This is a genomic window from Bradyrhizobium sp. Ce-3 (genome assembly GCF_022835695.1).
Taxonomy (GTDB): Bacteria; Pseudomonadota; Alphaproteobacteria; order Rhizobiales; family Xanthobacteraceae; genus Bradyrhizobium.
In genome coordinates this window covers 344,347-367,325 of record NZ_BQUV01000006.1, presented here as the reverse complement: position 1 = coordinate 367,325, position 22,979 = coordinate 344,347, and the positions used below count along the sequence as shown (strand labels likewise).

The 22,979-nt window shown below is 60.2% G+C and carries 16 protein-coding genes; 9 read left to right on the top strand and 7 right to left on the bottom strand.

All coding sequences use genetic code 11. The annotated features are described in order from the left end of the window. Positions 1-6: 6 nt before the first annotated feature. Together BRSPCE3_RS22495 and BRSPCE3_RS22490 are read right to left on the bottom strand one after the other, a co-directional pair. Positions 7-1,488, bottom strand: a complete 1,482-nt coding sequence (locus tag BRSPCE3_RS22495) for an adenylate/guanylate cyclase domain-containing protein (protein ID WP_244068334.1) — start codon at positions 1,486-1,488, stop codon at positions 7-9. Positions 1,489-1,498: 10 nt separating this feature from the next. Next, entirely contained in the window at positions 1,499-2,611 is a 1,113-nt protein-coding gene (locus BRSPCE3_RS22490; RefSeq protein ID WP_244068332.1) for a cyclic nucleotide-binding domain-containing protein, read from the bottom strand. 158 nt (positions 2,612-2,769) lie between these two features. Between BRSPCE3_RS22490 and BRSPCE3_RS22485 the strand changes: the two genes are divergently transcribed. Together BRSPCE3_RS22485 and BRSPCE3_RS22480 are read left to right on the top strand one after the other, a co-directional pair. Further along, complete coding sequence (locus tag BRSPCE3_RS22485) at positions 2,770-3,087, top strand: helix-turn-helix domain-containing protein (RefSeq protein ID WP_244068330.1); 318 nt, start codon at positions 2,770-2,772, stop codon at positions 3,085-3,087. A 1-nt stretch (position 3,088) separates the two neighbouring features. After that, the gene (locus BRSPCE3_RS22480; RefSeq protein ID WP_244068329.1) at positions 3,089-3,964 is read left to right on the top strand and encodes an ImmA/IrrE family metallo-endopeptidase; all 876 of its coding nucleotides are present in this window, start codon (positions 3,089-3,091) and stop codon (positions 3,962-3,964) included. 134 nt (positions 3,965-4,098) lie between these two features. Here the strand turns inward: BRSPCE3_RS22480 and BRSPCE3_RS22475 are convergent, their stop codons facing one another. The 4 genes from BRSPCE3_RS22475 to BRSPCE3_RS22460 are packed head-to-tail and all read right to left on the bottom strand — an operon-like array spanning position 4,099 to position 12,116. Then, on the bottom strand, positions 4,099-5,202 hold the full coding sequence (locus tag BRSPCE3_RS22475; RefSeq protein ID WP_244068327.1) for a Wadjet anti-phage system protein JetD domain-containing protein: 1,104 nt from the start codon (positions 5,200-5,202) through the stop codon (positions 4,099-4,101). Between the two features lie 2 nt (positions 5,203-5,204). Further along, positions 5,205-9,821, bottom strand: coding sequence for a hypothetical protein (locus tag BRSPCE3_RS22470; RefSeq protein WP_244068325.1), 4,617 nt, complete (start codon positions 9,819-9,821; stop codon positions 5,205-5,207). After that, the gene (locus BRSPCE3_RS22465; RefSeq protein ID WP_244068323.1) at positions 9,808-10,710 is read right to left on the bottom strand and encodes a hypothetical protein; all 903 of its coding nucleotides are present in this window, start codon (positions 10,708-10,710) and stop codon (positions 9,808-9,810) included. The genes BRSPCE3_RS22470 and BRSPCE3_RS22465 overlap by 14 nt, the downstream gene beginning before the upstream one ends. Then, positions 10,707-12,116, bottom strand: coding sequence for a hypothetical protein (locus BRSPCE3_RS22460; protein ID WP_244068321.1), 1,410 nt, complete (start codon positions 12,114-12,116; stop codon positions 10,707-10,709). Before BRSPCE3_RS22460 ends, BRSPCE3_RS22465 begins: the two co-directional genes overlap by 4 nt. Before the next feature lie 246 nt (positions 12,117-12,362). Between BRSPCE3_RS22460 and BRSPCE3_RS22455 the strand changes: the two genes are divergently transcribed. After that, entirely contained in the window at positions 12,363-13,349 is a 987-nt protein-coding gene (locus BRSPCE3_RS22455) for a 5'-nucleotidase (RefSeq protein ID WP_244068319.1), read from the top strand. 87 nt (positions 13,350-13,436) lie between these two features. Here BRSPCE3_RS22455 and BRSPCE3_RS22450 read toward each other — a convergent pair whose 3' ends face one another. Beyond that, positions 13,437-13,733, bottom strand: coding sequence for a helix-turn-helix transcriptional regulator (locus BRSPCE3_RS22450; RefSeq protein ID WP_244068315.1), 297 nt, complete (start codon positions 13,731-13,733; stop codon positions 13,437-13,439). Between the two features lie 442 nt (positions 13,734-14,175). Between BRSPCE3_RS22450 and BRSPCE3_RS22445 the strand changes: the two genes are divergently transcribed. The 6 genes from BRSPCE3_RS22445 (at position 14,176) to BRSPCE3_RS22420 (ending at position 22,979) form a co-directional block, all read left to right on the top strand. Further along, entirely contained in the window at positions 14,176-14,469 is a 294-nt protein-coding gene (locus BRSPCE3_RS22445) for a hypothetical protein (RefSeq protein ID WP_244068313.1), read from the top strand. 653 nt (positions 14,470-15,122) lie between these two features. Beyond that, entirely contained in the window at positions 15,123-15,968 is an 846-nt protein-coding gene (locus tag BRSPCE3_RS22440; protein WP_244068311.1) for a metallophosphoesterase, read from the top strand. Between the two features lie 537 nt (positions 15,969-16,505). Next, positions 16,506-18,650 (top strand): AAA family ATPase, encoded by a 2,145-nt coding sequence (locus BRSPCE3_RS22435; protein ID WP_244068309.1) that lies wholly within the window; start codon positions 16,506-16,508, stop codon positions 18,648-18,650. Between the two features lie 799 nt (positions 18,651-19,449). Beyond that, complete coding sequence (locus BRSPCE3_RS22430) at positions 19,450-19,905, top strand: hypothetical protein (protein ID WP_244068307.1); 456 nt, start codon at positions 19,450-19,452, stop codon at positions 19,903-19,905. Next, positions 19,902-20,615: a TnsA endonuclease N-terminal domain-containing protein gene (locus BRSPCE3_RS22425; protein ID WP_244068305.1), complete on the top strand. Its 714-nt coding sequence runs from the start codon at positions 19,902-19,904 to the stop codon at positions 20,613-20,615. Before BRSPCE3_RS22430 ends, BRSPCE3_RS22425 begins: the two co-directional genes overlap by 4 nt. Before the next feature lie 114 nt (positions 20,616-20,729). Then, the gene (locus tag BRSPCE3_RS22420; protein WP_244068303.1) at positions 20,730-22,979 is read left to right on the top strand and encodes a Mu transposase C-terminal domain-containing protein; all 2,250 of its coding nucleotides are present in this window, start codon (positions 20,730-20,732) and stop codon (positions 22,977-22,979) included.

Here is a 22,979-nt window from a genome sequence, read left to right as displayed (position 1 = left end):
TAACCGTCAACCCCGAGGCGGTTTTCGCGCTGCCGCGTGGGAACGCGCCGCCGGTTCGTTGCGCAGGATCTGCACCGCGGGTGCCTGCGCCGTCCAGAGCAGATCCGAGGCGGCGTCGAAGGACATCAGGCGGCCGGCGGAGAAGTGCTTGCGGACGGCCGGATCGGCGATCGCAGCGGCGGACGCTCCCAGCCGGACGCCGCCGCGTTCGATGGCCTGCTGCGTCCGCTCGGCCTCAATTGTCGCCCGGCTGGCGGCGCAGCGAACGCTGTCGTCGCCACGCTGTCCTAACCGCGTCATCGGCGTCGTGCCGTACTCAATGCCGACGGCCAGGTCGATCGCCGCGTCCGAACGCACGGTCTCCAGGCAGAGGTCGAACGAGGACCTCATCGCGGAGGCGCAGAGCACCGCCTCGCGTACGCTCTTGGCTGCATCGTCGGCTCGTTCGCCTTCGGCCAAGCAACCATGGATGCAGTCGCCGATGAAGCGCACGCGTTTGCCGCCGAAATCCTCCTTCAGGACGGAGTTGAGTTCCTCCCGGATGACATGGACGATCTTGACTGCTTCGCGAATCTTTACCGATCCACCCAGGATCGACTGGTCGACAAAGTTGGTGAACCCGTCGATATCCGCGAAGATCGAAGCCATACCCATGCGGATCGAGTTCGCTGGCGAGAGTTCACTGAACTTGACAGTGGACAACGGCAGCGTCGGGCGCTTGAAGCGGAACGTCGGTTCCGCAGAGTCGATGGCGATCTCGTTAGCAGTGCGATCGAGGCTGTCAAAGGTGTACTTTCTCGCGGCATTCAGAACGTATGCCTCGTCCAGCGTCATGGTGCCGGCGTGCTTGCGGATGGCCTGAGCAGCCACACGCTTCTGCGCTGTATCGGTGAGGAAAATGCCCTGTTCGATCCCGGAGGAGACGAGCTTCGCCGCATGGTTGGCGGGCCGACCGAGGAACAAAGTGTCCTTCTCATGCGCACCACGTCCGGTCGTCATAGCGAGGCACTTGCCGTGATCGATGCCGAAGCGGATACGCGAAGGAAACCCGTGAGCCTCGCCGACCTTGCGCGCCGCTTCCGTAAGCTTGCGTGCGAGCGCCACGGCCCGTTCGATCTGGGCTGCGGGATCGCCAACGGGCGAGGCGATCACGGCATGAAGCCGGGCGCCGTGGTAGTCGACGCGATCGCCGTCGTCGCCATCGACTATGGCGTCCCAAACCCGATAGTGCATGTTGAGGAAGCGGAGCAGGCGCCGGTGCGCCTTTTCGGTCTCCCGACCTTGATCCGCGACCAGATCCTCGAAGTCGAGGAGCTGTCCGTAGAGGTGGGCGCCCTCAACCACGAAGGCCTCGCTCGTCGGCATGCGGCTCAGCAGGCCACGCTTGGCCAGCACGGAGCTGTCGAGCGCCACCTGGCGGTCAACTTCAGGCACAGTCTTGAGGTGCTCGCGGATTCTGGATTTGGCGCGGTCTGCATTCCAAGGCATTGTGTCCTCCTCAGATGGAATAGACGTCGATCTCGACGCCGTGCTTCACTTCCACCTTCGTCGGGCCCCGGAAGGTGTCGGGGTTTGCGCCGGATCGGACCATCAGGTCGCGGAGGGTTGGGCTGATCCTGATTTCGCCGAGGTCTGGGGACTTCGCCTGTTCGTATCTCGCGGCGGTGTTGACGGCTGCGCCGAGCAACGTGACAGCGATCCTGCCCTCGGCACCGAAATCGCCGAAGGAAACCTCGCCGGCGTGCAATCCGATTCGCAGGCCGAGCGGCAGGCCGTGCTTCTCGAAATAGGCCCTGCAGTCCGACGAGACCTTCAGCACGCATGCGAGGACCGCGGCGGGCTCGCACTTCTCGCGGTCGCCGGAGTCCACGAACCAGTAGGCCATCGCGCCGTCGCCCATCAGCTTGTCGATCTGGCCGCCGCTGTCGCATACCGCGTTAATCTGAATGGCGGCAATGTCGCGGAGATGGGCCGCAACCTCGCTCGGAGACTTGGACGCCGACCAGACGCTGAACCTAGCAATGTCGCTGAAGAGGATGATTGCGCGGCGGTTCTGGATCGCAGGCCGCTCGCCACGGGTCGCCATCTTGACGAGACCGAGGGCGTCGCCGTCAGAGAATCGGCGAAGAAGCAGTTCGTGCTGAGCGACCAGGCTTCGCAATTCGGAGCGCATGTCCGTCGCCTGCTCGAGCTTGTGATTGATGACGCTTGCCAACGTCAGCGTCCAGACGACCTTCTCGTGGTCGTTCAGGCGCTCCTGGAACGAAGCGTCGATGCACAGCAGTTTGACCGGACCGATCGCCTTGACGTCGGCGGTCCGGGTCCCGTCCTTGCCCGACAGGACGTGAACGAGCCCTTGCTCGCCGAACAGTTCGCCGGGTCCGCGGAAGGCAACTATCTGATCATCGGCGCGAACCTCGACCTGGCCGTCGATGACGAGCCAGCACCCCTGAACACGATCGCCCCGTTTGCAGATCGGCTCGCCCGGCAGGAAGTCAAGTTCGGTACGCAGGCTGGTACGTTCCAGCGCGCTCCGGATCACTGCCGGGTCGGGGCAGAACTGCTCAAGGAAGAGGCTCAACTTCTTTTCGACGACGGCGGGAAGACCCATATTCCGGTTCCATCAGTGGGAACGTGAAGACTAAAAGGCGCCGATTCGCTTTCGCGCCACATTAAGTATGTCGATTCCGAACATATCGAAGGCCTTTGCCGCAAGTCAAGGACGGGTTATGGTGCTACTCCGAACAAAACGCACAGGGGAAGCGGCGCGTGGCAGAGACAATCCGCGATCGGATTAAAGCACTGAGAAAAAAAGAGAAATTGACGCTTGATCAAGCCGCGGAGCAGGCTGGCCTGAGCAAATCCTATCTTTGGGAGCTCGAGAACCGCGATCTACCCCGCCCGTCCGCCGACAAGCTTGCCGGCCTGGCTCGCGCCTACAACGTGACGGTCGACTATCTTTTTGGGGGCGACCCGGCCGAAAATTTGGAGTCGGCTGAGGACAGGGCATTCTTCCGCGAATATCAATCGATGTCGTCCGAGGCCAGGGCTCGGCTTCGGCGCCTCGCGAAGGCGTTGGACGAGTGACATGAATTTCGAGGGTTGGGGACCTCAGAGGTGGGCAATCCACTTCAATCAGATGTTGAACCTTGCCAACCCTCCCAATCGGTATCGCTTCGATGTCGGCCGCCTCGCCATGGAAACTTCGCGAGCCATGTTTCCTGCCGATCCAATTACCAAGGTCGAAGAAGAAGATCTCGACGGCTTCGCTGGGTCCCTCGTTCCCGCCGACTCTCGGACCAGGTGGGGTATCGCCTTCGGCAGAGGACAATCGAGCGGCAGGCGCCGGTTCACGATCGCGCACGAGTTCGGTCACTTCCTTCTTCACCGCAAAAAGTTTCCTAATGGCATTCACTCGAGTGAGGCCGCCGTCGATGGCCGGACAAAGCTCGAGGTAGAGCGCGAGGCGAACGAATTCGCGTCGTGGCTTCTGATGCCGTTGGACGACTTCCGCAAACAGATCGCTCCCAAGGACAAGCCTGATTTCGACGCCATTGGCGCGTGCGCTGACCGCTACGAAGTGTCGTTGGTCGCAGCAGCCCTGAGGTGGCTGAGGTACACGGAGCGGCGAGCCGTTCTTGTGACTTCGGTCGACGGCTTCATCAAATGGGCTTGGTCCAGCGAGATTGCGCTTAAGAGCGGAGTCTTTATCCGAACCAGCCGCGGCCCAGTCGAGCTTCCCGGTGGATCCGCGGTCGGACAGGAGCTGTTTACGCCGGAGGCCCGAACCGGCATCGATCATCCGGCAGGTGTGTGGTTCAATCAGCCCACCAAAGAACATTCCTTCAGGAGCGAGAAGTACGACACCGCCTACACTCTGCTCCATCTCGGTGATGCTGAACCAAAATCGTGGGCCGAAGAAGAGCCGCTCGAAGACACATTTCAGCGTTTCATGCGGAGATAGCGCGCTTGCGCTACTCGCTGATCGGATGAGAGGTCCCTGATCGCCGCATTCGAGCTTCAGCGGAAGCCGGTGCTTGAGCTATTGGGCGTCCAATCTGAACGGCTACCTCGAGTTCGACTCAGACTATCCCTTCACTACTTGGCCACCTCGGCTTCGCCGCGCGGATATTCTAAAATCCGGTCAGCCAGCGCTACGAGATCGGGGTCGGCTACGTATTCTTGGTCGACGGCCCGGAGACGACACGCATCGGCAAGGCGGGAGATGACGATATCCGTGCCGAGCGGCTCGATCTGCCCCGTCTTGTCTACCAATCCACAGTACGGATGGCTTGTCGCGGGATCCGCTGCGGCTACCAGCATGGGACCGTAGAGCGCGCTCAAGTTTAGATGCGGCACAACTGCACGAAGCTTGATGAATATGTCCAGTCCGGCCAGATCTAGATCACCCCAAAAGCAGCAGGTATCGACGGCGACGGCCTCCGCCAAGGTGAACGGCGGTGTGCCGGCAATGCGTGCGATCTTGATCCGGTCCAACCTGCCTTCGGTTCCCGCGCCAGACCAGGCTATACCATACCCATAGGTGGCGATCACGGTGATGCGCTCTGCGATGCCGAGTCCGACCAATCGCTCGAAGCATTCAGGATTTTCAACGAGGAGAGTGAACTTGCTTCGTGTCGGGCCGGCTCCCAACACATATCGGGGGCGGCTTCCTAGCGATGCATCCGACAATCCAGCGGCGGAGAGAGCCTTCCCCCACTTTCCCAAGATCTTGGACGAGCCAAGCAAATATTTGGCGCTGATTTCATAAGGATCACGCCCAGCGAACGTGTCTCTATCCGCAACAAGCCGGAAAAAGCCATCCAGAAGATGCTCCATGTCGGAGCGCGAGAGCCCAGACAGAGCCGGACCGACCTCTCGCAACGCCGCCTCCACCCCGGGATCGATGGTCCGCGATGCGAGCAAATGGCGCCATTCACGCTCATGCAGCGGAATGATCATCGGTCGGGCAGGCAAAAACTGTTGGATGGTGACGCGGCCCAATCCGTCGCCGGTCGGCGCTATGTTATCGATGACCCCTGCCTGCGAGAGGGCAAAGAGCCGATGTCGGATCTCAAGGTGTGCAATCCCCAGATTGTCGGCCAGGCGCTGCACCAGCCGCGAACCATTCACCCAACCGCGATCTCCGGCAAGCCGCTGGAGCTCTCTTCGGATCCTATTCGCGTCGGCATCTTCGGTCATGTTCATTGCCCGAGCGTGGCGTGATCGATCGTTTCATCGTCGGCTTTCACCGCGCCGTTTGCACCCTTTCTCTCATGAACGCGATCGATATGGAGCGAGACCGGTTCGATCTCTCCTTCGTGACGCCCCAGTTCGCTTGCATCGACGGATTTTCCGTCCTCGAGGTAGACGTACGAGCCGCTTCGGCCGCGCTTCATTCGTGCAAGAACTATATGGTTCGGGAAAATCTCCGCATCATTTTGGTACTGAGGATGATGAATCAACCCGATCAGTTGGAAGTTGCCGCGCACCTTGGACATCGCGCGCAATGATTCCTTGATCAACTCGCGGTTCGAAAGGTTCGAGAAAAGGCCGTCGATGATGACGACTTTCTGCGCCAGAGCCCGAGCGAGGCGGCGCCCACGAGCATCCTTCACTTGCAGCCTGATGTCCCGCTCGATCGCGAAGTCCGCGAGTTTGAGCAAGAGCATGAGCATGATCGCGTTCTGTTGTCCCGTACTGATCTCATCATCCAGCCGATAGGATTCGCCGGCCCGCAACTCGGGATGGCGGATCCTGACTTCCGGCTCCGAGAACATGCCGCGATAGAATCGCAGCCGGATCTTCTCCTTCAGCGTCTCGTCGTATCTTTCCTGGCTCGGGATGACGTCCGAGCGCCCAGCCTCGATTTCCTTTTGGCGATGATCTTCGTCGCTTTCGATCATCTCGACGATCTCGTTCAGCAAGGCTTCCGTCTGCGATTCGCTATGAATAACTGCCCGGATCTGAATGCCCGCCTCGTCCAGCGCCCCGCTCTCCGCTTCAGCGTTCCAATTCATCGCCTTGCGCATCGCCTCGAAATTGCTTTGCAGTCGTATGGTCATGTTCTTAAGCGTCGTCGCGAGCTCGCGCCGCCGTTCCTCCAACGTTTCGTGGGCTTCCTGCGACAGTTTGTTATTGTCCTGCCATTGCTTTTCGAAGTGTCGGAACATTTGTTCCGCATGTTTGGGCTCGTTGCGAGCCTGGTCGAGCCGCTCCTTCTCGTTTGAGCTGAGCCGCAGACCCTGGTCGTCGAGAACTTTGCGGATTTCAGCGTGCAGCAGCTTTCGAAAGCGCTCCAAGTCCGACTTCGCTTCCTTGATCGCTTTGCTCCGGGTCCTAAGATCGAGGGCCTCGACGTCGGTGCGTAATTCGCCGGCAAGTTCGACGATCGCATGTGGATCGTCCTTATCCGCCTCATCGAGTCGCCTGGAAGAACGGATCGCTCGACCGAGCTCGTCGGATACAGTATCGGCGGCGTCCACGGAAACTTCGAGATCAGCGAGCACTTCCTGGGCGATGCGGTATTGGGCCGTCAAGCGGCGAGCGACTTCGTCGAGCGTAGCCGACCTCGGACGCCATTCGTCCAAGCCGTTTTGAGCATCCCACTCGCTCCTCCTATGCGTCTCCATGGCCTCGCCAAGATCGCGCCGTTCGTCGCTCTTCTTGCGGATTTCGGCATCAAGATTCGCTTCGACCCCTGCGGCCAACTCCACGCGCTGTTGAGCAAGTTCGAACTGGAATTTCGTGCGTGTTCTCGCCCGTTCGCGAACCTTCCGCAGTTCAGCGCCGACGCCGGGCGCGGTCTGCATGAAACTCGGCCCCCCATCGCGAACAAACCTAGAGAGGTCCCGCAAGCCCGGCACTTGCGACGCCCGCTCCGCCATCCTCGAGAACAGAGCCTCCGCATTTGAAACGGATAATTCGGCATTTTCGAGGGCCACGCCGGCCTCGGTCGCTTGGCTCCCCAGTTCCGTCAACCGTCGAGAAATGTCCTGCTGTTCGGCCAGCAGGGTATTATATCGAGCCTCGCCGCCGAGGCTGGTGTACCGCTCCGCCCCGCGGATCGCTGCTACGGAGTCTTCGCTTGCCCGTTCCTCGAGGCGGGGCAGTCTGACCTCGATGTCGGCCAACTCCTTCTCGGCCAGCGCCGCAGTCTCTTCGAGACGGTCCTCCTCCGACTTGCGAGCAGACTCCACGAGCCTTGTATCGGAGTGGCCTGGAGCGAGAGCGGCCTTTTCCTGCAGCGCCGCCGCAAGCTCCGCCTTGAGTTTGGCAGCTCGCTCCTCAAGCTCACGTTTCTCGCGCTCCACGAGGCCGGGATCAAGAAGGCAATCAACCGGTCGCGTTCGCGCACCTAAGATATAACTGTACGCGCTTCCATCCGATTCTTGGATGTTTCCATCGCGACAAAACGCTTCGAGTTCGGAACGCACTAGCACGGGAGCGGGGATTCCCTCCGAAAAAAGTACGTTGGCGACAAGATCAGCTTCCTCCACCGTCTCAAGGACCGGGGCGAACAGAAGGCCGGAGAAGTGCGTGAGGGCCAACCTCAGACGATCCGGAGACAAGTCGAAACTCGAAACCGAAGCGTGCAACGGTTGCACTCCTTTCCCTGCGGTGCGCAGGATACGGTCCTCGACCTGGCCGGCGGCGATTTGGGCGCGTTCGAGCTCTGATCGCCGCCGCTGCACGTCGCCGTAGCTCTTTTCGAGTTCGGTACAGATCCCCACCATTTCGTCTCGACGTCTTGCCCGTCTGGTAGAGACCTCAACCGCGATCTCGCCCGGGAATGCCGCTCGAAACGCAGCAAGTTGCTGCAATGGCCCCTCTGCTGCAGCGATCCGTGCCTCAAGGCGCGCCTTCTGATCGCTTGCTTCCCGCAGTTCACGCTTGACCCGTTCGAGAAGTCCAGGAACCGCCTCGCCTGGAAACAATGCAGCAAACTTTTGAGCCAATCGACGCTCCGTCGTGATGCGGTTCAGGGCATCCTCAGACTGTTGCTGACGCCGTGTCTCGGTTTGCAGGTCCCTGGTGATAGCATTGAGTTTGCGTTCTGCGTCCTTCTGGTTGCGTCGCGCCTGTTCCAGCCCATCGGTCGCCGTACGCTTGGCGGCTTCGATTTCGTCCGCGAGAGACCCAGGATTTGCATCGCGGCCGTTCTCCGACAAAAAAGCGTTCCATCGTCCATATAGCGCGGCATCAGCCGCGAAGCGTTGCTGGTGCTCTTCGAACCGCTTTTCCGCGAGCTGAAAATGCTCCTCAGCCAGAGCTCCCGTCTTCGCGGGAGCCGCAAGGTCGTTATCCGAGAAGAGACCGCTCCGTGCCATCTCGTCATATGCGTGGCGAGCCGCATCCATGCTGCGCTGGCGCGAATGCAAGCCCTCGAGCTCCTTTTCTACCTCCTTCCGCTGCCCCTCAGCCTGGGCGTACTTGCGCCCCGCTTCGGCTCTTTGGCGATCGAAAGCGACGACCTGCTTTCGGGAGAAGTTCGTATCAGCTTCGGTCTCGGCCCATTCGAACGCTGCCCCCAGCGCCCTCAGGGCTGAGTCCTTCGACCAGCCCGGAGCAAAGCCGGACGCAGTCGCAATCAAGGCAACGGCGGCATCGTCGCCGTAAAGCGTGGTCGGACCACTCGACGAAGGGGCCCGCGAAGGGATTTCGATTGCTTGCGCCCGAACAAGCGCAACTCCACGTTGGCCCGTGCGGCTCGCCCGCTCGTTCACCCTTGCCGGCTCTTCTCCCGTCATCGCACCGATCGCCGCGTCCGGAAGGCGCCAGATATTCTCCTGGATCTTCAGATACGCCGCGACTTCCCTCGTCTTCTCGTCGCCGGGCAACGAGCACTTGGGGACCCCGGGAACAGGCCGCTCGATTACGAGCGTCCGAAGAAAGGTGGCTTCGCCAGCCAGGGTTCGGCATCTGACTTCGTACGTCCGACGCGCCGCCGTCACGTCGCTCGCCGCCACCTTTACGCGCTCGATGGCGTCGAGAGCTCGCTTGGTCTCCGATAGCTCATTTTGCCGACGCCTGGACTCCGCGAGGGCCATGCCGATCTTGCGAGCGGAAATCAGGATCGTGTCCTCGAAGCGCCTCTCTCCCTCCACGGCCTCGTTTCCCATCGTGCCAACCAGGAGCTCTGGCGCCAACACGCTATAGAAGAACGCTTCGTCGTACCGTTCACCGTGCTTGGACTTCACTTTCAAGAAGCTGGAGGTACCGTCGCCCGCGCCCTTCTTCTGGTATTCGATGATCTGCCGAATGTTTCCGCGGTCGAAATGTTTGCCGATCTCGATAAGCCATTCGTCTTCGGTGGGGTCTATGAGAGCTCCCTTCGCGGCTCTCAAGCCACGGCGGAACACATCGTCCGCGATCAATGTCACCCGGTGACCGTCCCGGACCGCCACGGGACAATCCTCGAGCTTGCCGTCGTATTTATAGAAGACGACCTTTTGACCGTCGCCGCTGTAGCCGTAGATTCCAAGCACGTATCGTTCACCGCCAACCGGCTCATCTCCGGTACGAGAAACGCCGGCATGCCCCGACTCTAACGGATGCAGCACCTCCATGCGTATGTGGGACCCGCACGGTGCCGAGCGGGGCGCCATTTTTGCGCGAGCGTCGCTGGTGAACTCGCGGTCACGGCCCAGCAGAGCCAGAATCGCCCGGGTCATCCGCGTTTTTCCAGTGCCGTTGTGAGCCTGGACGGCCGTCGATTGACCGCGGAAATCCAACACGACGTGGCGGTAGTCCGGGTTCCACTCTCTTGTTCGCGTAAGGTCGAGCCAATTGGCGATCTCGATCCGGTTAATGACCGACATCGGCGCCCCCGTTCAGATGTCGGCGCTTGTCGGATTCTTCATCGGGATCCTCGTCCATCTCTTCGTCCGGGAAGCTTGCAGTTCCGGAAGATCGATCTTCGGCGAAGGTTTGGGTACCCTCGATTATGCTAACCACTGCATCTTCCGCTGGCTGCCTGTCAGTTTCATCTGCGGCCATGAGATAGAACGCCTGGCGTTCGAAATTCAGGGACATCTCGACCGCTGCGTTCAGCGTCTGCCGATATTGTAGTTCGCCTTCCCCTTCGATCCGATCTAGTAGCGCCGCTTCCTCCATTGCGACGAGAAAACGCCGCGCCCTTGTCTCGATCGAGCTTCCTGTGCTGTCGATGAGAATTTCCCAGACAGCCCGCCCGCGCACGTCCGACGGCGCGCCTCGCGTGCGCATCAGTTCGATCTGTTCCTGAACCTCGCGCGCTAGTTGGGAAACGTTGACAAACGCTTCCTTGAAGCGCCCGACGGCATCGATGCCACGATCAAGACGCGTGTAGAAGAACCACTGCATCATGGCCCAGAGCTGTGCAGCCCAGACGACCACGTGTTCGAGGGGCTCGGTACTCCGGCGGTCCCTCATTCGCTCGAATATCCACCCCGAATCGATGTAGGGCGCTTGTTCATCCGTGCAGCGCCTTGCCATAACGAAGACTTGGCCGCGCGCCGCGACGCCGATGGCTCCTTGCTCGTAGGAGCGCATGGTGAAGCCTTGCGCGTTCAAGAACGCTTCGAAATCTTGATAGCCGGAGATCTCGCTTGTCAGGATTTCAGCTACCTGAGCTTCGCCGTCGCGCCTTCTTCTTCCCTCGGGGTGGGTCGAGCAAGTTCGATAGGCAAACAGGAAGGAAAAGGCGCGCCCCATATCCGCTGGCGTCATGCACTTCCTCCGTCGATCCAAATAACGGGATCGTCGCCGCGTAGCCGAAGAGGACCAACGGTCACGTCCATACGTGCGCCAGACAACCCGACCGAAATACTGACCTCTTCGTCCGCAAGTTCATCGGGCAGGCTGAAGACTCCGAAAAAGCTTGCCGGGGTTTCACCCTCTAAAAAAGTAAGACCAGCATCCTTCACAAAATCACTCAACGCTACCGGACCTTGGCGAAGGCGAGCCAATATCCATGATCGATTTCGCTCGAGAAACGACTGAAATCTTTCCTGCGCGATTTCTTCAGTCTGCTCTTCAAATACGACTGCCTCAGCGCTTGGCCGAACTGCGCCAAGGTCCGCCCGTCCGACGAAGTCCTTCGGATGAAACCAGACGCTCCGGGCGCGCCATGGCCCCAAGTCGGCGAAAAGATTCAAGAGCGCGTCATGCGATGGCGCCGAATAGACCAGCCGCCGGCACACCTCGTGGAAGCGGACGACGCCTAGTGGCGCGCGACGACGACTTTGGATGTTCTTGATGAATTCGATGAAATGCCGCTCGAGACTATGCAGCGAGTGGTGGACTCCCTCAACATGGCTAAGAGCGTCCGCGATCTCCAGGCCCTCGATACCCCGGAACGAGCGCCATCGCTCAAAGCGCTCCCTTGTGGTGGGCGATGCCAGCGCGGTCAGAGCTCGTGAGAGGGCTGTGCCAGCCATGTTCAACATCTCGCGATATTGTTGGCCGCGCTCCTGAAATTCAGCCCGCAAACTTTCGAACGTAGGACTTTCCTCAATCTCGGTGAGACGCTCATTCAAGGCACGGAGGTTACCGATAACCTCGTCACAGATGCGGGGGATGTCCTCGAAGACGCCTCGCTCGATCGAAGCAGGTATCCGCTCGACGTCCTTGTCTTCATAGAGCCAATCCTGGTGCAGCGCGCTGATACGCATAAACAGCCGTCCAGCGTCGCTGAGACGAACTTGTCCGAATCGCTTGTCAAACCTCAGCAGCTGCGTCGGGTTCTGCGTAACGCGACTTTCTTCTGCCGGCAGAGAACCGGGATCGAGGTATCGGATTTCGCGCTCTAACGACAGAAAGCTCAGACAATACTCCAGGTCTGAGCGCTCTATGCCGCCGATCTTCTCCGAAAGTTCTTCGTGGAGCCTGGAGACCGGGACTGGCCCGCTACTGCCTTGCTTTGCACGGCGGTGCAGGAGTTCGATGGTCTGCAGACCAAGCCATAAGTAGTAGCCTGCGGCAGCGCTAACCTGGGGCTGCTGTGCCACGTTGGTCGAGCGAGAACCGCGATCTCGCCTGCTGTTGTGGAGATCGAGCAGGCGGGCAACCGTCGCGACCAGTCGCACGTCATGCGGCAGATCTCCCTGATTAGCCGTCGCCAGTGCTTGCGCCATGGTCCCCCAGAACTGCCACCGGATTGAACCTTTCCCACTGCTCAACCACAAGGGAAAAGATATTGAACTTTATGGGTATTTCGTCGCGGCCTTCTGCCGGGTCAAAATCCAAATCGCAGGAATGGCTGGTTCGCCGAGATCCGGGCGGATATGTCGCGCGAGCACTGGCAAAAGCCGTCGTCGCTACAAAGGGAAAACAAGAGGCTAGACCTGGCAACGCAAACGTAAGTGAATCGAGACGGATAGATGGTCGTTGTTGGCACCTCAATCGAGTCAAGTAATCCTGCTCCAAATACTGACCCCGCGGCTTCCCTCAGAGCTAATCCGCTTCGGATTGGCATATCAACGCGTGCGCTGTTCGACTTGGAGGAAGAGCATCGTGTTTTTGAGAAGCAGGGCGTGAGGGCTTATGCCGCGATGCAACTAGATCGCGAAGGCGTAATCCTTGGTAGAGGAGCCGGTTTCGATGTGGTGGAGCGACTTCTTGCGTTGAACGTGTCCGGAAATATCCCATACGTCGAGGTGATCCTTTTGTCGCAGAACTCACCCGATCTCTCGCTACGAGCATTCAAGTCAATTGATCACTACGGCCTTGACGTGAAGACTGGAAGTTTCACGAGTGGGCGTTCTCTTTCACCCTTCGTGCATGCATGGGGGATTGACCTCTTTCTCTCGAACATGGATGCCGACGTAAAGGAAGCCGTTGCAGGGGGCGCAGCGGCCGCACGACTGGGTAACGCGCCCAAAGATCGACCCGAGACACCCGCCGACGAAGTTCGGGTCGCATTTGACGGCGACGCGGTCGTGTTCGGTCCTGAGTCCGATATCATCTATAAGGAACAAGGCCTTGAAGCTTTCTTGGCACATGAGACCGCGAACGCGAGCAATCCTATGGCGCGCGGCCCGTTCGGCAACTTTCTTCACAAGTTGTCTGCTTTACGTCGGGTCTTTCTGGACGAGGGAGGCGTCAGCAAAGTCCGAATAGCGCTTGTAACTGCTCGAAACGCTCCTGCCCATGAGCGCGTCATTCGCACACTCCGGGCGTGGGGAACGCCGGCTGACGAAGTACACTTCGTCGGTCCCCAGCCAAAGGCACCAATCTTGAAGGCCCTTGGCGCCCACATTTTCTTCGACGATCAGGAGAAGCATGTCCTCGGAGCGGCGGCGGTGGTCCCAGCGGGTCACGTGCCTGGACCGCACGATCCGAACGCACCGGTAATCCCGGCACGCTAATGGTCTATGGCGCACCAGATGCGCTTAGAACTCGTTGTCTAGCCAAGACAACGTACGGACACCAGAGCCTTCACCAAGAGGTTTGCGTTATAGCAAGCCGATCTCTGCGTCAGGCACCCTCTCGATGCCAACCGCGACCATCTTCCTGAACTGAAATCGTATGCCCGCCGCCTCCAGCGTCTTGCGGAGGATCTCCGACGTCTCTGAGTACGGCACGGACTTGCCCTGTTCAAACCGATTCAAGGTCGTCTTAGATACGCCGGCCCTCTTTGCGAGATAATCTTGGTTCCAACCTAGCCAGGCACGCGCGGCTCTCACCTGCGCAGGCGAAATATCCGGCTCGCGCGCGTTAACCATAACTCTGGACTTTTTGTCCTCGACCATATCAATCCGAGCGACGATTTGTTATATTAACGAGCGGTTAAACATGGCGCCTTGGTGGGACAACGCCACACCAACAATCGAATCCTACAGTGACAACCCTTTCCAGGTCCTTGGCCTGGGAGAGGTGCGGTATTGCCCGCGTCTGCCAAGAAACGGAAGGCCGTCAAATGAATCCTTGGCGAAGTCGATAACAAAAGCAACATCGACACCGAGCCAACAGCGCTCGGGTCTCATCCTCAGAGCTCGGTATCGTTCAATGGCAACCACCATACGTTTGGGGGAACACATGCGCGCGACCCATGAAGGCGTTGCTCACGGCAAACAGCAACTGGACCCAAATACCCACCTTTCTTGGGTTCACCACTTGGCGGCTCCGCCGACTCACTGGTGGCGAATTCGATCCCCGTACGACTTCAGCTCGAAGGACGTACGAGCGATCCGCATGGCACTCCTTCGCACCGACATCGTCAACGACGCGGACTGGTTTCGAGCGGTCGGTGGAGATGCGGCCGCTGCTATCGGTATCGCAATCAAGACGCTGAAATGTCATGGGATGAGAAATCCTGTGACGGACGCAGTGATCTCGGCGGTTCTCTGTTGTGCCCTCGAAGAAGATCCCGCCGCAAAAGTCGTGATGCTTTCAGTACTACGTCGTCGGGCGAAAATCGATCCGGTCTGCTACGGCCTTCGGCTTCGCTGGCTTCATGCGAGATTTCACGACGTGCTGACCTGGTAATTTGTCTAGCTCCGGTCAGGACGGTCGACCTCAGCACGTCATCTCTGACGGCGAGACGATCAGCGCGATACCTCTTCGTTCGAACGATGCAAGGAGTCGATCGAATGGCCGTTTCCGGACCGAACTGGCGTATCCAATTGATCAACGCCCACCGTGACCTGTTTCGGGCTCCAGCCAGGGCGCCTGTCCTCGCGCAAGCTTATCCGCAGTGTGGTCCGGGATGGCAGGAGATACTCACCAAAGCCTGTGCGCGGATAAGCGCTTCTCTCGGTCCGCAGGAGAGTATCGAGCTTGAACAGATCAAGGCGAAGCGCGGCGCCTTGCGCATCTACTGGCGCGGCAGATTGTCAGAGCACTCAAAATGGATGGTGGAGGGTGCTGTTGCTCTGGCTGAAGCCAGATCAGCTACGACTTGCGAACAGTGCGGTCAAGAAGGTCGACTCACTCGTGCAGCACGTATTCTAGCGACTCGTTGTCCGATGCATCAGACGGGCCGTCTTGTCCCAACTGAGGCGAGATTTCAGAACGTCCATATCGTCCAAAGTGTAGTCGACGGTCGATGCACAGTCGCTTGTCAACGGTACGACAGGGCGACTGACAGCTTCGTCGACATCGACTGAACGGATGACAAAACAGGACGGGGAGTTGACCAAATGCGGCTGTGGATTCTCTCGGACCTGCACGTCGAATTGACCCGTGGCTGGGATCTGCCCTCAGGCGACGCGCAACCAAACTTCGACGTCCTCGTTGTTGCCGGTGACTTGATTCCGCGCATGGAACGCGGCGTCCGCTGGCTGCTCGAGCGCGTGCCCGACAAGCCCGTCGTCTACGTCCCAGGGAACCATGAGTTCTACGGCACCGATATCGACAGAACTGTCGAGAAGGCAGTCGAAGCCGCCGCAGGTACAAAGGTCTTCGTGTTGCAGGATCGCTGGATCAGACTCGGCGATGTCACCTTCGCGGGCGCGACCCTCTGGACTGACTATGCGCTATTTGGCGACGAACACCGCGCCATGACCGTAGCTGCGGATCGCATGAATGATTTCAAGAAAATTCGCGTGGGTCGCTACGTCGAGCGCTTTCGGCCACCGCATGCACTGTTACGGCACAGGAAGTCACGCGCCTTCTTGGAGACCGAGTCACGCAAATCACAGGGGAACGGCAAGCTGGTCATTGTTACGCATCATGCTCCGATGCCGAGTTGGGGCCGCCTTGTGGCCCCGCTCCGTCCGGGCGCCAAGCCCACTGACGACGAGGTCCTGGACGCGGCTTACCGTAGCGACCTGACCTCGCTGATGTGGCCGGCCCCGATCGCAGACGGCAAGAACGCGCTGCGGCCTGCGGACCTCTGGATCTACGGCCACACGCACGAATCCGAGGACGTCATTATTGGGCACACGCGCATCGTCAGCAACGCGAAGGGTTACGGCCCTTGGTTGCCGAAGCAGCGCGACTGGGACAATCGGCGGTTCGACCCGAACCTCGTCATCGAAATCTGAGGGAGGTCGGAGTGACGCACATCGCCAACAGTGTGCAGCCGGCCAACGTAACGTGCCTTCTCTTGCGCTCGATTTCGAGAGCCAGTTCATATTCGACAGTATCGACAGCACGGAGCTGCCCAAACCGTTGGTTTCCACCGCGACCGCCGCTGTGGTCTTGGCGTGAGGTTCGGCGCTTCGACACACATTCAATCAACCTCGGCCCGATCCACGGCCGCGGTCGAACTCCGATCGCGCATCGACGACTATTGCATCGTTCAACCAGAACTCGAATTCGGTCAGGTCGCTGCTCGACGTCACTTCGGCGAGGTGCTCTCGCGGAGGAACGATCGCGCCGAAACGGTTCGAACCCGACAATGGGATCGTAGTTCCTGAGACCCGAATCTGAGTACGTGCATTCTCTCAGGCGCGATGGTTGCGGTCACCCACGACCAGACCCGCCATCTGCAGTGATCGTGCACTCCGTCCTGAACAGTCGCCTCTCTCTTTTCTGTCTTCAAGCCGTTTGGCCAAGGTCAACCTCGTCAGGAGCCATTGATGACGCGCAAGAATGTCGCTACAGCGCAGCGTAATCGAATTACGGCGCACGCGAAGAAGCAACCTTCCGCAAGAAGAGCGCACGTCGCTGACGATGGCCTCGTCATGCCGCGTTTTGACCTCGGGCGTATCCGGGATGTGTTGACGATAGGCGCCGAAGGACCCACTCCGCAGAAGCTGAGCGTTCTGCCCGCCCCAAGCGGCGGTGAATCGGCGCCAAGCGCCGCGGTTACGAGGAAAGACCGTCCATCGGCTCGATGCACGATCGTAGCGGCGGCGTTTGATGCAGCAACCAGTGGCGCAACTCGACGTCAGCTAAAGGGAAACTTCGCGCTCGCAGTGATCGTGCTGGTACCGGGACCCAGCTGGATACAACCTGTCCAGAACCTATTCACCTCACGATTCGGTGGGCGATGGCTGATGGTCTCCGCGGAGAGCCTTAAAACGCCTCAGCAGAGGTCCGATCGAAACGCCGAGGTCGCAGCCGATCTCGCGAGCGGTCAACCGGTCGTCGGATTCGCTGTGCAGCGCGATGCTTTGCCTGCGGCCCTGACGACGGCGGCGGACTTGACAATCCGTATCAACGCACCGACCGGTGCGACTATCGGACGCGCGATGCGAATGTTCACCGGGCGAAGGACCCCAAGCGAGATCGAAGAAGTGGTCAGCGGCGGGCTCGATTTTCACGATCTTGTTGCGGCATTTCGTGCAGAATCCTCGCCGGCTCAGATCATTGAGCGCCTTCGGAATGCTGCGATGGCGCTGAGGGGTGCCAACACGACGGAACGACTGCCAAAGTTAGAGGACGCAGCCGAGTATGGCGCAGCAAGGACATGGGGTTTGGCGCTGGCGAGAGATATCGCAGACTACCGTGCGGGTCGTCTCGACTGGCAAGGTGTCGACCGCGGCGCCGTCCTATATTCAGAGCCTGGGCTCGGCAAATCCCTTTTCGCACGAATCCTTGCAAAAGCATGCGGCGTACCGCTGGTCACATCTTCGATTGCCGATCTGTTCGCCGGTTCGCCAGGGTATCTGGATTCCGTGGTAAAAGCGTCTCGCGCAATATTCGAACGCGCCGCGACGATGGCGCCTTGCATCCTGTTCCTCGACGAACTCGATGCGCTGCCGAACCGCGCCACCATGTCACCTCGCGGGGCCGACTGGTGGACGCCTGTAGTGACTGATTTCCTGCTTAGCCTAGACAATGCGGTCGCCGGCAAGCGATCCGGAATCGTTGTGGTCGGCGCTACCAATAACATCAGTGGTGTCGACGCCGCCTTGTTGCGGCCTGGCCGACTGGAGCGAGCGATCGAAATCAGACGCCCCGATCACGTAGGCGCGCTCAACATACTAAGCTACCATCTGGATGGGGAGCTGGCGCAGGCGGACCTCACCGACATCGCCCATCTGATGGACGGATCAACCGGCGCCGAGATCATGATGGCCGTGCGCAACGCGCGCCGCATTGCCCGTTACGCCAACCGCGCGCTATTGCTGGATGATCTCGTGCAGGCGGTCGCGCCGGTAGAGGATATCGCGCCAGCGGCGCTCAACCGGATCTGCATTCACGAAGCTGCCCATGCGGTGGCCTCGCTCGTCGTCCCTTCGGGAGTGCTCAAGGGCTGCATTATCGGCAAGAGCGGCGGATCGGCCGGCCGAACGATGTCGACCTGGGAGGCTAACGACCTGGTGACAGCCAATTCCATTGAAAAGCGCGCGGTCGTCATACTAGCCGGTCGAACCGCCGAGCAAGTTCTAATTGGCAATGCGACCGTAGGGTGCGGTTTGGACGATGACTCAGATCTCGCGCAGGCAACTCAGCTTATTGCGATGGTGCACGCTTCCGCTGGCCTTGGGGACACTCTAGCCTACACGACTTCGCATGGGGACGCGCTGAAGGCCGTACGCGATGATCCCGACCTCAGATTCAAGGTCGAGCGACACTTGCAGATCCTGCAAAGTCGCACCCAGGAGATCGTACGACGTCACCGCGACGCGATCGTCGCAGTCGCTGACCGGCTCCGCGAGCGCCGCCGGCTTTCGCGAGAGGAGATTTGTCAGATCGTCGACGCGACACCAGCTGCGAACGCATTCGCGAGCGATCAGTTTCGGCGCCTGTGGCAGAGGTTGCGGACAAGATCGTGAATGATGCATCGAAGTTTAGCGATCACGGGTAGGAAACCTTCAAAGTTTTCATCTACGCAGTGGGGCATGAGCACCAAGACCCACATCCTTAGAGCGCGCCTCGGGGCGATGCGTCTGATCCGTCCGGTAGTCTGACCGGCCGAAGGTTCTTTAAGGACCGTCGGCCCCAGCGCCGGCGGAGAGGTCATCTCCTCGAAATTGCGGTTAATCCGACGACCGGTCCGCCGAGACCGGAGAGGAGCTGTAGCCGATGATTTCCCCCGTTCCCAAAGGCGGTTTCGCGTCAGTCGCGTAGCGGATTCCTAAGTCCGCGCTTCGACGGGGCGCCGAAAGCGCCGGAGGGAAAGTCCCCGTCGAGAAAATCCGGCGGGATCCACCCAAGACCGAAAACTGAGGAAAGGTCGCTGCGCGCGAGTGCAGCTGCCTCCGGAGAGCATTGCCAAACACTAGCAAAATGAAAATCCGTCGCTGAAAGGCGACGGTTTCGGAAGACGTCAACTGCGCTTGAAAAAGCAAAGCGCCCCTGACGTCGGCGGGAGACCAGCGTGTTAGCCGCACCTGGTCCCTGCCGACGGGAGCGTCGAAGACGGCAACCGAAGATTCACCCAGAGAGGGTCAACGAGCGCCGCAGTAACAGCTCAAGCTCTTAGCCCCTCTCCGACCAGGAAACAACCCGCGCGCCGACCGCGTGCGGGAACGGCGGAGCTTTGCCCCGGACATGGTGAACGAATCCCGACCTCGACGTCGGCTCGTCCGAAGAAGTCCTGGGTGAGGTCTCCGTCGCAATCGGAGAAACCCGATGTGCGATTCCGAATCCGCGCCTCGTCACGAGGCGTTTCTTCGCCACGGAGGCCTGGCCCTCCACCTCGACGTTTTCATCGAACCTCTGTCTGGGGGTGCGACCTCCTATCGCATCACGTGCACAGAGCAGGAAACCGGCTGGATTCTCGGCAGCGCACTGCTGGCGGGAGGTCCTGACGGTGGTCCACCGAGCCTCAGCCTTTCGGACCTGGCGCCGTTGCTTGGCGGCTCCTATCGCCTCGCGTCGATCTTCGTCGAAGTCGAATCCGAGCGACTGCGCAGGCAAACCCGGCGGGCGGCTGATCGCTTAAGACGCCGTGACCGAAGCTGGCTCCGCCGCGCGAGGCGGCTCGTGCCGGACGCCGAACTGTCGATCCCCTACGAGTCCTCACTCGAAAGGGATTGGCTCACCCGGACGGACGCGACCGGCACCTTCCTGGAGCCAGCCGCATGACCTTCGAGTCGATCAGGGATCTCAGGAGGTATTTTGGTCCGTCGATCGGGTCCGTGAATATCGCTCGAGACAGGTACCGGTCCGTCCCTTTCGAGTCAGAGCTCGAGAGGGACTGGCTGCTCCTCACGGACGCTTTCGATCTCGACCTGAGATCGATCGTGTCCCAGCCGAGAATAGGCACCGGAAAGAGCGGCGGCCTGCCGTACCGCTTCGACGGTCGCTTGTGGCACTGGATCCCGGATTTCGTCCGGATTCGGAAGGGCCGCAGAGGACTTCAAGATCCGTCCCCGGATCTGGTCGAGATCAAGCCGCTTGGCGAACTCTATCCGGAGTACCCGGATGATGAGCGGCGGCAGGAGTTCGAGCGGGCCTGGATCAAGGCGAAGTGGGAGGCGGTCAGCGCCCACTGCCAAGCTCGTGGCTTCGGCTTCGAGCTCGCAACGGAGAACGAGATCCGTGTTCAACCGGGTCTCATCAACGCGGAGACGATGCGATCCTGCGCTGGTCCGCACTTTCCGTCGCATTGGGAAAAGCTCGGGCGATTGGCTGTGTTGCGCTTGCCACGTGAGAGCAGCACCAGCGACCTTCAGCGGATGCTGCCGGCCGATGTGGACGCGTTCTCCGTGGCATTGCGCCTGGCGTGGCGGGGTGAGCTTTTGCTCGACCCGTTGGAAGAGTGGTCGCGGACGACGAAGTTCACTCGCGGCTGAGAGGGGTCCAGCAAGGACTCGTTGTCGATGAATCGATCGTAAACGCCGCAGAACGCGCGCGTTTACGATTTGATTCTTGCTGGCGTGGAATCCTTCGAGCGGGGGCGAAACGAAATGAGCGTACAGGTACCCGTAAGGATCCAGACCGGGGCGCCAGTCAGGATCGATGGCAAGGAGTATTCCGCCGGTCCGGTCATCAGCGGCGGCCGCGTCTTCTATGACAAGGAGGCCGGCTCCCAGATCGTCCTGAGCGAAGTCGTACAGATGCAGATGGCGTTGGCCTATCGGCTGCGCGACGATAAGCCATATCAGAAGCTCAGCAATGCCCGGAAGCACAGCCTTCGCATTGATTGGGGTACCTTTACTCCGGCTGAACGCAAGACCGCGCTCGCGCGCGCGTTGTTCGTGCGCAAGCTCGACAAGGTTGAACCGGCGAACCTGCGCGCAAGGAAGAAGATCATCCTACGTATCGTCGAAGAGATCTGCAGATGTTGGAAGATCCCGCCGGAGAAGCAGCCCTCCGTTCGCCAGGTGCGAACTTGGTATCGGATCTTCGTGACTGCGGGCCGCGACGTGCGCGCCTTGGTGCCGTGCAATTGGGCTAAGGGCCGCCGCGAGACACGCTACCCTCAATGGCAGATCGATGAAATCAATCGGCTGATCAACGAGAAGCTTGCGGTACCGACGCCGTCAAGCTTCCGCCAGGCTAGGATTCTCGCAAACGAGCGGCTTAAGACAGCGGCCGCAGGTCGCGGCGAGGCGCCTGTACTGCTTGGACGAGGCGGTCGCATCGGCGGGAACCTACTTGCGCGCATGCTGCGCGAGCGCGACAAGTTCGAGGTCTTGGTGGCGACCGCGAACATGCGAGAGGCAAAACGCCAGGCGCAGTCGGTGCAACTCGGGCCGCAGGGTAATCTCGTCAACCGCCAGTGGGAGGTCGACCACACCCTACTGGACATTCTGGTAATCGACGAGAGCACCATGCAGATCGTCGGCCGTCCTTGGATGACCGCTATCATCGATCGATATTCGCGCTGCATCGTGGGCTTTTCCCTGAGTTTCGCCCCACCGTCATGGGCGAGCATCATGGATGCCTTGCGCGTGGCCGTGATGAAGAAGGACTGGATCATCGCCGGTCTCGGTGGAATCACGCGGACATGGGATTGCTTCGGCGTTCCGCGACGGCTGATCACGGACCACGGTCGCGATTTCAAGTCGATCTCTATGGAGGAGGCCAAGGTCGCGCTGGATTTCGAGCTCAAGCACGCGCCGCCTCGCAAGCCGTGGTTCAAGGGCAAGATCGAGCGCTGGTTCAGGACTCTCGAGGAGCAGATCATTCACACCATTCCAGGCACGGTGTTGTCGAAATGGGAGGATCGCAAGTTCTACGACTCCGAGGAGTTCGCGGTGCTCACGATCCATGAGGTGAACTGGATCGTCGCCAAGTGGGTCATCGACGTCTACCACCATACCCAGCATAGCAAGCTCGGTCGCTCGCCGGCCCAGGCCTGGGCGGAGGGATTGCACGAAATTCCGCCGCCGCGGGAGCCGCCGGCTGACCTGCTAATACCCATGACCGGATTAGTGGTGCCGCGTTCACTGCAAAAAAGCGGCATCCGCTACATGGGACTGCGCTGGGAATCTCCGGAATTCGCGCGAGCGCGCGCCTTTCTTCCGGATTCTGCCAACGTGAAGGTCAGGATCGATCCGCTCGATATTTCGATCGCCTACATCTACGACGAACATAGAGAGAAGTGGGTCGAAGGCCAGCTCGTCGAACCAACGGAAGCGCGTGGCCTTTCTCTCAATCAATGGTGCACGATCGCCAAGCTCCGGCGGCGCATCGCGGAGGACGATGCTCTGAGCGAAGAGGCTGCGCTGGCCCGAGCCTTGGAGGAAATTGGAGAATACGTTAAGGAGCGCGTACGGGAGCGCCGAAAGGGCAAGGCACCGCAACGGTTCAAGCGGTTCGTCAGCGCGGGTTCAGCCTGGAGTGCGATCCGCCCCGAACGCCTCGATCCCGAAATGAAGCCTCCCGGCTCCCATACCATCGGCATCACCCCGGTGGAGTCGCCGCCGCTGCAGCCGCATGCTCCGTTCACAGACCCGAAGCGCCGGAAGATCAACAAGGGTGCGCGCAACAAGGCGCTCGCGGGTGGTGAGGAGCACGAGGCGACCGGGCGAACGAGCGGTGCCGAAGATCGCACTGAGGAGCAGACGGAAAATGACGAGCATACGCCGTCTGCTGCCACCGCCCAGAAGGACGAAGCCGTACCGTCTCAGGCACCAAGACCGGAACCAGCGCCGAAACCGAAGATCAAGATGAGGCCGATAGACTACGGCGGCACTAGGGAAGAGGAATGA